Source organism: Burkholderia sp. BCC1640 (assembly GCF_902833125.1).
In the GTDB taxonomy this organism is placed as follows: domain Bacteria; phylum Pseudomonadota; class Gammaproteobacteria; order Burkholderiales; family Burkholderiaceae; genus Burkholderia; species Burkholderia diffusa.
Genome location: NZ_CADFEF010000034.1, coordinates 22400 through 35148, shown reverse-complemented (window position 1 = coordinate 35148; position 12749 = coordinate 22400). Strand labels below are relative to the sequence as shown.

The window sequence follows — 12749 nt, the reverse complement described above, 5'->3', positions numbered from 1 at the left end:
GCGGCCGGCCGTCGTCGAGGGCGCGCGGCTCACGCGCGCTTTTTCAGTTCCGCCAGCATCGCGTCGGCGAACGCCTGCGCAACGCGCGACAGCGTGCGCCCGCGCTTCGCGACGAGCGCGATCGGCCGCACGAACGCGGGGTCGTCGATCGGCTTCGCGACGAGGTCGGGTTCGGCGCGCACCTCGCGCGCGGTCGCCGGCAGGATCGTCACGCCGAGGCCGCCGCGCACCATCGCGACGGCCGTCATCATGTAAGTCGGTTCGCACGCGATGTCGGGCGTGCAGCCGGCTGCCTCCAGCGCGGCATCGACGACGCTGCGCACGCTCGTGCCCTGCGCGGTCAGCACGAGCGGCACGGCGGCAACATCCGCGGTGCGCACGCGCCGCTTGCGCGCGAGCGGATGATCCTTCGGGCACACGGCGACGAGCCGGTCGGCGCCCGCGTACAGCACGTCCAGCGACGCGTCGAACGCATCGCCGCCGGTCAGCCCGAGATCGGCCTCCTCGTTGCGCACCAGCGCGGTGACGAGGCTCGCGACGCCGTCGCGAATGTCGAAAGCCGCGCGCGGCACGTCGCGCCGGAACGACTGGATCAGTTCCGGCAGCATGCTCGACGCAAACGTCGGCAGGCACGCGAGCCGCACCGTGCCGCTCGCGCCTTCGCCGAGCGCACGCGCATCGCGCAGCACGCGCTCCATGTCTTCGAGCGAGCGCTGCAGCAGCGGCAGCAGTTCGCGCCCGGTCTGCGTGAGCGCGACGCTGCGGCTGTTGCGGTCGAACAGCCGCGCGCCGACGATTTCCTCGAGCCGCCGGATCTGCACGGTCAGCGCCGGCTGCGACAGATGCAGCCGCGCGGCGGCGCGCGTGAAGTTGCCGGCGTGCGCGACGGTGACGAACGCGCGAATGTCGCGAAGGTTCAGATCCATAACGGTTCGTGATTGCTGCGATCAAATCATTTCAATTGTGCTATCGCTGCGCCGACCTTACGCTCGTCTCCAATAAAAGACAAGGTAGGAGACACCGATGCTGCCGTTACTCGGGCTGGGCACGATCGTCGTGCTGCTGGCCGCGATTCTGTCCAGACGCATGTCGCCGCTCGTGGCGCTGATCATCGTGCCGATCGCGGCGTCGCTCATCGGCGGCTTCGGGCTGCATACCAGCAAATTCGTGATCGACGGGCTGAAGGGCCTCGCGCCCGTGGTCGGGATGTTCGTGTTCGCGATCCTCTATTTCGGGACGATCACCGATGCCGGCACGCTCGACCCGATCATCGACCGCATCCTGCGCGCGGTCGGCACGCGGCCCACGCGGATCGTGATGGGCACGACGCTGCTCGCGCTGCTGATCCATCTCGATGGCTCGGGCGCTGTCTGCTTTCTCGTGACGATTCCCGCGGTGCTGCCGCTGTATGACCGCCTGAAGATGGACCGGCGCGTGCTGGCCGCCGCCGTGTCGATGGCGGCGGGGATCAACTTCCTGCCGTGGACGGGGCCGATGATCCGCGCGTCGGCGTCGCTGCACCTGCCGGTGTCGGCGCTGTTCAATCCGCTGATTCCGGTGCAGGCGATCGGGCTGGTGTTCGTGTTCGGCGTCGCGTACTGGCTCGGGCGGCGCGAGGAGAAGCGGCTCGGCCTGTCGCGCGACGATGCGTCGATTCCGCTGCCGACACGCGAGCTGACGCCCGACGAGCAGGCGCTGCGCCGGCCGCATCTGTTCTGGTTCAACCTGGTGCTGACGCTCGTCGTGCTCGGCACGATGGTCGTGATGGGCGAGAAGATCCCGCCCGCGATCATGTTCATGGTGGGCCTGTGCGTCGCGCTGATGGTGAACTACCCGGACGTCGACATGCAGAGGAAGCGCATCGACGCGCATGCGCGCGCGGCGCTGATGATGGCCGGCATCCTGCTCGCGGCCGGCGTGTTCACCGGGATCATGCAGGGCAGCGGGATGCTGAAGGCGATGGCGCAGGCGGCGGTCGGCTTCGTGCCGCCGTCAATGGCCGGCCACATCCCGGTCGCGCTCGGCCTCGCGTCGATGCCGCTCAGCATGCTGTTCGATCCCGATTCGTTCTACTTCGGCGTGCTGCCGGTGATCGCGGAAGTGGCCGGCCAGCTCGGCGTGCCGGCCGTGCACGTGGGGCAGGCCGCGCTGCTCGGCCAGATGACGACCGGGTTTCCGGTCAGCCCGCTGACGCCCGCGACGTTCCTCGTCGTCGGCCTGTGCGGGATCGAGCTGGCCGAGCACCAGAAATTCACGTTCCCGCTGCTGTTCGGCGCCTCGATCGTGATGACGATCGCGTGCGTCGTGCTGGGCGTTTTCTGATTTTTCCCGACGCGCGAGCGCCGGACCACGGTATCGACATGACAGCAAAGCCATCACACGAACGGCGCGTACGCATCGGCGCGGGCGCTGGCTATTCGGGCGACCGGATCGAGCCCGCGATCGAACTGGCCGAGCACGGGCAGCTCGACTATCTCGTCTTCGAATGCCTGGCCGAGCGCACGATCGCGATCGCGCAGCAGGCGCGGCGCAAGGATCCGTCGCTCGGCTACGATCCGCTGCTCGACGCGCGCATGCATGCCGTGCTGCCGGTGGCCGCGGCCAGGGGCGTGCGGATCGTGTCGAACATGGGCGCGGCGAACCCGCGCGCGGCCGCGCGGCGCACCGCGCGGATCGCGCAGTCGCTCGGCCTCGCGGGGCTGAAGGTTGCGGCGGTCGAAGGCGACGACGTGCTCGACGTCGTGTTGCGCGGCGCGTTCCGTTTCGAGGAGTCGGGCGACGAGGTCGCCGCGTATCGCGACCGCATCGTGTCCGCGAACGCGTATCTCGGCGCCGCGCCGATCGTCGACGCGCTCGCGGCCGGCGCGGACGTCGTGCTGACCGGGCGCGTCGCCGATCCGTCGCTGTTCGCCGCGCCGCTGATCCACGCGTTCGGCTGGCGAATGGACGACTGGGACACGCTCGGGGCCGCGACGGTCGTCGGCCATCTGCTCGAATGCGCGGGGCAGGTGACGGGCGGCTATTTCGCCGACCCCGGCTACAAGGACGTGCCGAATCTCGCGCGGCTCGGATTCCCGATCGGCGAGGTCGCGGCCGACGGCTCGGTCGTGATCACCAAGGTGCCGCACGCGGGCGGCCGCGTGAGCGCGGCGACCTGCAAGGAACAGCTGCTGTACGAGATTCACGACCCGGCGCGCTACCTGCAGCCCGACGTCGTCGCGGATTTCACGCGCGTGTCCGTCACGGAGGAGGCGCCGGACCGCGTGCGCGTGACGGGCGGGCGCGGCAGCGCGCGCACCGACACGCTGAAGGTGTCGGTCGCGTACGTCGACGGCCATATCGGCGAAGGGCAGATCTCGTACGGTGGGCCGGGTGCGCTGGCGCGCGCGCGGCTCGCGCTCGACATCGTCCGCGAGCGGCTCGCGCTGACCGGCGTGGCCGCGACCGAACTGCGCTTCGACCTGATCGGCGTGGATTCGCTGTACGGCGACGCGACGCCTGCCGTGCGCGGCGAGCCGGCCGAAGTACGCGTGCGGGTGGCCGGCCGGGCGGCGAGCGCCGCCGAGGCCGCGCGGATCGGCAACGAAGTCGAGACGCTTTATACGAACGGCCCGGCCGGCGGCGGCGGCGCATTCAAGGCGACGCGCGAGGTGATCGCGGTGCAGTCGGTGCTGTTGCCGCGCACGGACGTAACGCCGTCGTTTTCATTCGTGGAGGCATGATGCAACTGCGTGAACTGGCGCATGCGCGCACCGGCGACAAGGGCAATACGCTGAACGTGTCGGTCATCTGCCGCGATCCGCGTCACTACGAACACCTGCGCGCGCATCTCGATGCGCCGGCGGTGAAGGCATGGCTCGCGGGCATCGTGCACGGCGATGTCGTGCGCTACGAGCTGCCGGCGCTGGCCGCGTTCAACTTCGTGCTGCGCGATGCGCTCGGTGGCGGCGTCACGCGCTCGCTCGCGCTCGACGCGCACGGCAAGTCGGTCAGCTCGGCGTTGCTGGCGATCGACTTGCCCGATCCGGCGTGACGGCGTGATGGTGTGACGGTGTGCGCGGCCACCAGGCCGCTCGCTCGCCGTCACGTTCGCGCTCACGGAATCGGCAGGTTGCGACGGCGATCCGCGTGGTCGACGCGTTCGCCTGCAATGGCTCCCATCCCGCCGGCGCGTTGAGCCCTCGGCGATATCGATCCGCCTGGCTGCTGCCCGGGGGGCTTCCGGTTTTTTTTGAGCGGTCTGACCAGTCCAACCTCAAGTTGCCTCCCGACCGGTCGTTAAACCCGTTTGCGTACTCATTTGACTGTTCGATAACAACGCGCAACCGGAGATCGCCGTCATCATGCTGTCATCAATTCGTGCCCGGATCGTGGCAACCTGCGTCGCCATCGTCGTGACGGCCCTCGCCGTCACGGGCGGGCTGGTATACGAGGTCGTCCAGCGACACAACGACGAAACCATCGACCAGAACCTGCGTTCGGTCCTCGCCGGCCATGCGCTGGCGCTCGACGAGTGGGTCGCGAGCCGCGCCCAGCAGACCCAGGCGCTTGCGGATACGCTGCCGATCGGCGAAGGCGATCCGCTGCCGGCCCTGACGCTGCTCGGCAAGTCGGGCGGGTTCCAGGTGCTGACGCTCGGCCTGCCGGACCACACGGCGTTCTCGAACATCCCGCTCGCGTCCGGTTACGATCCGACCGCGCGTCCGTGGTACAAGCAGGCGGTCGAGGCCGGCCGGCTCGTCGTCACCGCGCTGTACCAGGACGCATCGACCGGCAAGCCGGCTTTTGCATTTGCGGTGCCGATCATGCGCGGCGGCGCGCTGAAGGGCGTGCTGGCGGCGAGTCTCTACATGGAACGCGCGAGCGCGATCGTCGCGTCGATGCACCCGACGCCGGCGAGTTTCGCGTTTCTCGTCGACCGCGGCGGGCGCCTCATCGCGGGCGTGAAGACCGACCTGATCATGAAGCCGGCCGTGCAGCTGTCGCCGGAACTGACACCCGATCGTCTCGCTGGCCTGCAGCGTGCGAGCGAGCCGGTGGCGATCGCGGTGGACGGCGTGACCAAACTGCTCCGCGCGCAACCGATCGCCGGCACGGACTGGTCGCTCGTGATGGCGCTCGACCGGTCGGACGTGACGGCCGGCATGCGCGCGGTCGCGACGACGACGCTCGTGGCCATCGTCATCGTGGCCTGTATCGCGGCCGCGCTGGTCGGCGCGCTGACGAATGCGGCATTCAAGCGCGTGCTGCTGGTGCGCGATGCGCTAACCGACGTCGCGAGCGGCAGCGGCGACCTGACGAAACGGCTGCGGGCGGACGGCAACGACGAGGCTGCGCAGATCGCGCGCGCGTTCAACGTGTTTGCGGAAAAGATTTCGGCGATCCTGCTGCAGATTCGCGGGTTCAGTGAATCGGTGAGCGTGGCGAGCGCGGAGATCGCACAGGGCAACCAGGACCTGTCGAGCCGCACCGAGCACGCGGCGTCGAGCCTGCAGGAGACCGCGGCGGCGCTCGAGGAGATTGCCGGCACGGCGCGCAACTCGGCCGATGCGGCGACGCAGGTGAGCCGGCTCGCGGAATCGGCGTCGGGCGTCGCGATGCGCGGCGGCGAGGTGGTGAGCCAGGTGGTCGCGACGATGGGTGAGATCACGGCGGCCTCGAACGAAATCTCGAACATCATCGGCGTGATCGACGGCATCGCGTTCCAGACCAACATTCTCGCGTTGAATGCGGCCGTCGAGGCGGCGCGCGCGAACGAGCACGGGCGCGGCTTCGCGGTCGTCGCGGGCGAGGTGCGCACGCTCGCGCAACGCAGCGCGCAGGCCGCCAAGGAAATCAAGCAGCTGATCCAGGCGTCCGTCGACAAGATCGAGGGCGGGTCGGGGCTCGTGCACACGGCGGGCGCGACGATGGACGAGATCGTCGAGGGCGTGCGCGGCATCACGAGCGTGATGGCGGAAATGTCGGTCGCGGCGAACGAGCAGAGCACCGGCCTCGCGCAGGTGAATCAGGCGGTGTCGCAACTCGATCACTCGACGCAGCAGAACGCGGCGCTCGTCGAGGAGTCCGCCGCGGCCGCGGCGCTGTTGCGCGAGCAGGCGGCGCAACTCGCGCAAACGGTCGGCGAATTCAAGCTCGCGCGTCCGCAAACGGCCGACACGGCACCGGCATGATGCGGCGCGCGCAGGGCCGGGTCAGGTCGAGCAGCGCGACCGATTCGCGGGCGAAGCGCCGCTTGCTGCCGAGCGACTTGCACGTCGTGCGCACATCGTCGCGCACGACGTTGAACCGCACGCCGTCGTTGACCGCGCTGTGCGTGAGATCGAGCGTGCAGTAATCGGGACCGGACGGCGTCCCGCCGTCCCGCCGCCCGGTATTAGACGTACACGTAGCGCACGAGGTGGAAGAACACCGGCGCCGCGAAGCAGATCGAGTCGACGCGATCGAGCATCCCGCCGTGGCCCGCGATCATCGAGCCCCAGTCCTTGGTGCCGAGCGAGCGCTTCACGGCCGACAGCACCAGGCCGCCGACGAAGCCCGCGATCACGATCGCGAGCGAGATCCCGAATGCCGCGCCGAAGCTGAACGGCGTCACGCGATACAGCGACGCGCCGCACAGTGTCGCGAGCAGGCCGCCGCCGACGAAGCCCTCGACCGTCTTCGACGGCGACAGGCGCGGCGCGATCTTGCGGCGCCCGCACAGCTTGCCGACCACGTACTGCAGCACGTCGCTGATCTGCACGACGAACAGGAAGAAGAACAGCAGCAGCGCGTTCTGCCCGGCGTAGCGCGGGATGTCGAGGATCAGCACGGCCGGCGCATGGCTCAACCCGTACACGCAGACCATCAGCGCCCAGTTGATCTTCGCGTTGCGGCTCAGGAATTCGCGCGTGTCCTGCGTGAGCGCCGACACCAGCGACATCGCGAAGAACAGGTGCACCGGCACGAAGATCGAATACATCCCGTACCAGTTGATCCCGAGCAGCAGGTACTGCACCGGAATTGCGATGAAGAACGCGATGAAGAGCGTCGTATGGTCGCTTGGGGTCGTCGGCGTGAGCGTGATGAATTCGCGCAGCGTCAGGTACGACAGCAGCGCGAACACCAGATACGTGACGTTGTTGCCGAGGCCGATCGCGATGACCATGATCGCGATCATCGCCCACCACGCGCGGATGCGCTGGTTCAGGTTGACGATGGTCGCGCTGGTGCCGCCGCTGCGCGCGCCGAGGATCGCGCCGATCACGGTCGCGAGCACCAGCACGCCGGTGACGCCTGCGACCAGTTCCCAGAAGAGAGTTCGCATGGAGAGGTCCGGAAAAGGGAGAGGAGGGCGCCGCGTTCAGCCGGCCGGCCGCTGCGGCGGCGCGAGCGCGACGATCGCGTCGCGCATGCGGGCGAGGAAGGTCGGCTTGTCTTCGCCGGCACCGAGCGCATCGTTCGCGCCGAAGTGCACCTTGCAGATCAGCGGCACGGGCCAGATCGCGCCCTTCGGCATGATGCGCTGCAGGTTCTCGAGATAGACCGGCGCGAGCGCGACCTCCGGAAACTCGGTCGCGAGATGGAACAGGCCGCTCTTGAACGGCTGCGGCAAGACTTCGGCGCCGCGCGTGCCTTCCGGAAAGATGATGATCGAGTGGCCTTGCCGCAGTGCATCGCGCACCGGGTCCAACGGGTCGCCGCCGCTTTCGCGGTGGCGGTCGATCAGCACGACGTTCAGCAGCTTCTGCGCGATGTGACGCTTCACGTTGCTGCTGTCCCAGTAGTCGCGTGCGGCGACGGGCCGCACGACCGCGCGCACGTCGCGCGGCAGCGCGGCGAGGATCGCGAGCGTGTCGATGTGGCTCGTATGGTTCGAGAAGTAGATCTTCTGCGTCGGGGAAGGCGGCGCCTGATGCCAGACCGGATACGCACCGGCGACGAGCCGCACGATCGACAGCAGGAAATCGCGCTGCCAGACGTTCAGGATGTTCATCGGCGCGGCGCCTCCTGCATGCATGCCCGCGCGGCCGCGCATGCGCGGCGGGCGGAATCCCGGAATGCCGGCGCGGCAGGATGCGCGCCGGACGGCCATTGTTTAAGTTTTTTCAAATTCGTGGCTGCCTGTCGCAGGGCCGCGATAATCGGACGATGCGCCGGCGGGTGTTGCGTCGCGGCGAATTCGCCGTTCGACGGCGTGATAATCGGCTGTTGCACGAGCGCCCGGTCACAGTTCGAATGAATTGCTGCGCTCGTGGGCCAGCGGATTATCGCGAGTTTCCGTCGAAAACGCCAGATTGCCCGGCGCGGCCGGTGCGGGGCGCGGCTTGACGCGTCGGGGCCGCTCGGCGACGATGACGACCACCTGTCGAAAGCCGAAGCCGACGGGTGCGCTGCCCGGGGCGGGGCAGCCGCAAACGTGTCCGAACGTGAAGAACCAATAAAACGATGAGCCTCTACGCACTCAAACCGAAATTCCAGAATCGTCTGCGTCCGTTCGCGGATTCGCTTGCCGAACGCGGCGTCACCGCCAACCAGGTCACGCTGTTCGCGGCTGGCGGCTCGATCGTCGTCGGCGCGCTCGCGGGCCTTGGCGTGTTCGCCCGCGTGCTGTTCCTGCTGATTCCGATCTGGCTGTTCGTGCGGATGGCGCTCAACGCGATCGACGGCATGCTCGCCCGCGAGCACGGGCAGAAGAGCACGCTCGGCGCGTACCTGAACGAGCTTGGCGACGTCGTGTCCGACGTCGCGCTCGTGCTGCCGTTCCTCGCGATTTCGGCGTTCGCCGCGGCGGACGTCTGGCTGTTCGCGCTGACGGCGGTCATCGTCGAATGCGCGGGGCTGATCGGCCCGCTCGCCGGCGCGACGCGCCGCTACGACGGCCCGTTCGGCAAGAGCGACCGTGCGTTCGCGCTCGGTGCATTCGCGCTGTGGATCGGCTTCGGTCTGCCGGTCGGCAGCGTTGCCGCATGGCTGTGGCGCGTGCTGATCGTGCTGTCGATCGTGACGGCGGTGCGGCGCGTGCAGGCCGGGATCGCCGAAGCGGGCGGCTGACGGCCGTAGTGGGACCGGCGCCGGAGGGCGGCGCCGCATGATTCGAATAACGAAACGAGAGAGATCGCATGAACGCACGCACGGCCCGCGAGGCCGACTTCATCACGCACGACGGCGAAACGCTGTTCTATCGCCACTGGCCCGCGACGGGCCCGCGCTGCCGCGGCGCGATCGTGCTGCTGCATCGCGGCCACGAACATTCGGCGCGTGTCGCGCACCTCGTCGACGAACTCGACCTGCCGGACTTCGCGTTCTTCGCGTGGGATGCGCGCGGCCACGGCCGCTCGCCCGGCGCGCGCGGCTTCAGCCCGAGCGCGGCCGCGTCGGTGCGCGACTTGCAAACCTTCGTCGAGCATATCCGCGACACGCACGGCATCGCGATCGAGGACACGGCCGTGGTCGGCCAGAGCGTCGGCGCGGTGCTCGCCGCCACCTGGGTACACGACTACGCGCCGCCGATCCGCTGCCTCGTGGTCGCGTCGCCGGCGTTCCACATCAAGCTTTACGTACCGTTCGCGCGGCCGGGGCTGCGGCTGATGCACAAGCTGCGCGGGCTGTTCTACGTGAACAGCTACGTGAAACCGAAATTCCTCACGCACGATCCCGAACGGATCGCCAGCTATGCGGCCGATCCGCTGATCACGCGGCCGATCGCCGTGAACATGCTGCTCGACCTGCACGACACCGCGAAGCGGATCGTCGCCGATGCGGCCGCGATCACCGTGCCGACGCAACTGTTGATCTCGGGCGCCGACTGGGTCGTGCATCGCGGCCCGCAGGACCGCTTCTTCGAGCGGCTCGGCGCCGCGCGCAAGGAGCGCATCGTGCTGCCCGGCTTCTATCACGACACGCTCGGCGAGCGCGACCGCGCGCAGGCGCTCGCACCGCTGCGCGCGTTCGTGCTGCGCGAGTTCGATACGCCGAGCCCGCGCGTGTCGCTGGCCGACGCCGACCGGCGCGGCGCATTCCACGACGAATACGCGGCGCTCGGCCGCCCGCCCGCGAACCCGTTCGCACGGACGTACTGGGCGATCACGCGGGCGGGTCTGAAGGCCGGCGGCGCGCTGTCGGACGGCATCGCGCTCGGGCTGCGGCTCGGCTTCGATTCGGGTTCGACGCTCGATTACGTCTACCGCAACCGCGCGCAGGGCCGGCTCGGCGTCGGCGCGCTGATCGACCGCACCTATCTCGATTCGCCGGGTTGGGTCGGCATCCGTCAGCGGAAGGTGCATCTGCAGGAACTGATCGGTGCGGCGATCGGCCGGCTGCGCGGCCACGGCGAACCGGTGCGGATCGTCGACATCGCGGCCGGGCATGGCCGCTATGTGCTCGACGCGATCGCGACGGCCGCCGAACGCGACGGCGCGGCGCCCGACGACATCACGCTGCGCGACTACAGCCCGCCGAACGTCGAGGCCGGGCGTGTGCTGATCGCGCAGCGCGGTCTCGAGCCGATCGCGCGCTTCGAGCGCGGCGACGCGTTCGACGAGGCGTCGCTCGCGACGCTCGAGCCGCGTCCGACGCTGGCGATCGTGTCGGGGCTGTATGAACTGTTCGGCGAGAACGCGCTGATCGAACGTTCGCTGCGCGGGCTTGCGCAGGCGGTGCCGCCCGGCGGCTATCTCGTCTATACCGGGCAGCCGTGGCATCCGCAGCTCGAATTCATCGCACGCGCGCTGAACAATCATCGCGGCGACGCGACCTGGGTGATGCGCCGCCGCTCGCAGGCCGAGATGGACGAGCTCGTCGCGCGCGCGGGCTTTCGCAAGCTCGACCAGCGCATCGACGAGATGGGCATCTTCACGGTCAGCCTCGCGCAGCGGGTCGACGCGTCATGAGCGCGCTCGGCGGCGGCGCGGGCGCGGGCGACAGTCTCGCCGAGTCGGCGGCCGGCGCGCGCGACGCGTCGTTCGCGCTGCGCGTCGGCTGGCTCGCGGCGATGGGCGCGGTGTTCTTTTCCTCGTACGGCTTCGCGAACTGGCTCGCCGCGCGCCGCGCCGTGGTGCCGACCTTCGCGTTCGGCTGGGAACATGCGATTCCGTTCGTGCCGTGGACCATCGTGCCGTATTGGTCGATCGACCTGCTGTACGCGCTGTCGTTCTTCTTCTGGACCCGCCGTGACGATCTGCTCGATCACGTGAAGCGGCTGTTGACCGTGCAACTGGTGTCGGTCGCGTGCTTCGTCGCGTGGCCGCTGCGCTTCGGCTTCGAGCGGCCCGACGCGGGCGGCGTGGCCGGCGCGCTGTTCACGCTGCTGATGGGGTTCGACAAGCCGTTCAACCAGGCGCCGTCGCTGCACATCGGCCTGCTCGTCGTGCTGTGGGCCGTCTATGCGAAGCAGTTGCGCGGCACGGTCGCTCGGTTCGTGCTGCATCCGTGGTTCGCGGCGATCGGCGTGTCGGTGCTGACGACCTACCAGCATCACGCGATCGACGTGCCGACCGGTGCGGCCGTCGGCTGTCTGGCGCTGTTCCTGTTTCCGTTGCGTGACGCCGCGGGGCGACTGCCGGGCGCGACCGGTTCGCCGTCCGCCGGTGGCCGCGCGCTCGCCCGCCGCTATGCGCTCGGCGCGGCGCTGGTCGCGCTGGTGGCGCTTGGCTGCGTGTCGCGCGCGCCGGGCTGGGCGTTGGCGGCCGGGTGGGCCGCGCTGGCGCTCGCGTGCGTCGCGTGGATCTACCGGCGCGGCGCGCCCGGTGCGTTCCAGAAGGACGACGCGGGCCGTTTCCCGATGTTCATCCGCTGGCTGCTCGCACCGACGATCGCCGGCGCGTTCGTCAACTCGCGGGTGTGGACGTTCCGGCATCCGGCGCCGGCGCGGATCGACGAGCGCGTGTCGATCGGCCGCACACCGATCACGCGCGACCTGCGACGCCACGGCTTCACCGCGCTCGTCGACCTGACGGCCGAGATGCCGCGCTGGGCCGCGGCCGACGCGTCGCTCGCGTATGCGTCGGTGCCGCAGCTCGACCTCGTCGCGCCCACCGCGGCGCAGCTCGCGGCGGCCGTTGCGGCGCTCGAACGCCTGCACGCCGACGGGCGCGACGTGCTGATCTGCTGTGCGCTCGGCTACGGGCGCAGCGTGCTGTGCGCGGCTGCCTGGCTCGCCGCGCGGCGGGGGATCGGCGACGCGCGCGACGCGCTTGCCGCGGTACGGGCGATGCGGCCGCGCGCGGTATGGTCGGACGACGGCGTGGCCGTGCTGCAGGACTGGATCGACCGCCGCCGCGTGACGGGAGCGGCGTGATGCGCGACCCGTCCGCACCGTTCAGGATCGCCGCCGCGCGCGGGGCGCTCGACGCCGGCGCGTGGGCGATCGCGGCCGCGCTGGCCGCGGCCGGCGCGGGCTGGTGGATTGCGGCGGGCTGGCCGCCGGCGACGATCGCGCGTGTGCTGCTGGCCGTGATCAGCACCGGGTCGGGGATTGCCGCGCTGTGGTACGCCGTGCGCATCGAGATCGACCGGCGGCTGTTCGCCGCGCTCGCGCGCACGGCATCGGGCGATGCGTCGGCCGACGACGGGCTGGCCGCGCTCGATCGCGCGCTTGCCGACCTCGGCTGGATCGACGCAGGCAAGGCCGGACGCGCGCTCGACGCGCGTGTGCGCGGTGCGGTCGGGTTGTGCCGTGCCGGTGTGCTGGTCGCGATCGTGCAGTGGATCGTGGTCGGTTTGGCGATCGCAGTGGCGCGGGTCGGCTAACCATCCGTGACCGGCCGGAC

At 69.8% G+C, this 12749-nt stretch carries 12 protein-coding genes; 8 read left to right on the top strand and 4 right to left on the bottom strand.

Annotated elements, in window-relative coordinates; translation table 11 throughout:
- Positions 1-29 precede the first annotated feature (29 nt).
- Positions 30-926 carry a LysR family transcriptional regulator gene (locus HWX25_RS28180; RefSeq protein WP_175911719.1) on the bottom strand — a complete coding sequence of 299 codons (897 nt, stop codon included), beginning with the start codon at positions 924-926 and terminating at the stop codon, positions 30-32.
- A 97-nt stretch (positions 927-1023) separates the two neighbouring features.
- Between HWX25_RS28180 and HWX25_RS28175 the strand changes: the two genes are divergently transcribed.
- The 4 genes from HWX25_RS28175 (at position 1024) to HWX25_RS28160 (ending at position 6173) form a co-directional block, all read left to right on the top strand.
- On the top strand, positions 1024-2322 hold the full coding sequence (locus tag HWX25_RS28175; protein ID WP_175911718.1) for a citrate:proton symporter: 1299 nt from the start codon (positions 1024-1026) through the stop codon (positions 2320-2322).
- Between the two features lie 38 nt (positions 2323-2360).
- Positions 2361-3722, top strand: a complete 1362-nt coding sequence (locus tag HWX25_RS28170; protein WP_175911717.1) for an acyclic terpene utilization AtuA family protein — start codon at positions 2361-2363, stop codon at positions 3720-3722.
- A complete protein-coding gene (locus tag HWX25_RS28165; protein WP_059700641.1) occupies positions 3722-4033 on the top strand; it encodes a hypothetical protein in 312 nt (103 codons plus the stop codon). The genes HWX25_RS28170 and HWX25_RS28165 overlap by 1 nt, the downstream gene beginning before the upstream one ends.
- Positions 4034-4343: 310 nt before the next feature.
- The gene (locus HWX25_RS28160) at positions 4344-6173 is read left to right on the top strand and encodes a methyl-accepting chemotaxis protein (protein WP_175911716.1); all 1830 of its coding nucleotides are present in this window, start codon (positions 4344-4346) and stop codon (positions 6171-6173) included.
- A gap of 203 nt (positions 6174-6376) precedes the next feature.
- On the opposite strand, the gene HWX25_RS28155 is transcribed toward HWX25_RS28160, so the two are convergent.
- The 3 genes from HWX25_RS28155 to HWX25_RS28145 form a co-directional block, all read right to left on the bottom strand.
- The gene (locus HWX25_RS28155) at positions 6377-7306 is read right to left on the bottom strand and encodes a phosphatidate cytidylyltransferase (protein ID WP_059523347.1); all 930 of its coding nucleotides are present in this window, start codon (positions 7304-7306) and stop codon (positions 6377-6379) included.
- Between the two features lie 36 nt (positions 7307-7342).
- Complete coding sequence (locus tag HWX25_RS28150; RefSeq protein WP_059523822.1) at positions 7343-7975, bottom strand: lysophospholipid acyltransferase family protein; 633 nt, start codon at positions 7973-7975, stop codon at positions 7343-7345.
- Between the two features lie 231 nt (positions 7976-8206).
- Positions 8207-8344 carry a hypothetical protein gene (locus tag HWX25_RS28145; RefSeq protein WP_159085658.1) on the bottom strand — a complete coding sequence of 46 codons (138 nt, stop codon included), beginning with the start codon at positions 8342-8344 and terminating at the stop codon, positions 8207-8209.
- 83 nt (positions 8345-8427) lie between these two features.
- Here HWX25_RS28145 and HWX25_RS28140 point away from each other — a divergent pair, with 83 nt between their 5' ends.
- From HWX25_RS28140 to HWX25_RS28125, 4 genes are all read left to right on the top strand, one after another.
- Positions 8428-9033 carry a CDP-alcohol phosphatidyltransferase family protein gene (locus tag HWX25_RS28140; protein WP_175911715.1) on the top strand — a complete coding sequence of 202 codons (606 nt, stop codon included), beginning with the start codon at positions 8428-8430 and terminating at the stop codon, positions 9031-9033.
- Positions 9034-9101: 68 nt separating this feature from the next.
- The gene (locus HWX25_RS28135; RefSeq protein WP_175911714.1) at positions 9102-10871 is read left to right on the top strand and encodes a bifunctional alpha/beta hydrolase/class I SAM-dependent methyltransferase; all 1770 of its coding nucleotides are present in this window, start codon (positions 9102-9104) and stop codon (positions 10869-10871) included.
- A complete protein-coding gene (locus HWX25_RS28130; protein ID WP_175911713.1) occupies positions 10868-12277 on the top strand; it encodes a phosphatase PAP2/dual specificity phosphatase family protein in 1410 nt (469 codons plus the stop codon). Before HWX25_RS28135 ends, HWX25_RS28130 begins: the two co-directional genes overlap by 4 nt.
- The gene (locus tag HWX25_RS28125; protein ID WP_175911712.1) at positions 12277-12729 is read left to right on the top strand and encodes a hypothetical protein; all 453 of its coding nucleotides are present in this window, start codon (positions 12277-12279) and stop codon (positions 12727-12729) included. The genes HWX25_RS28130 and HWX25_RS28125 overlap by 1 nt, the downstream gene beginning before the upstream one ends.
- Positions 12730-12749: the final 20 nt, after the last annotated feature.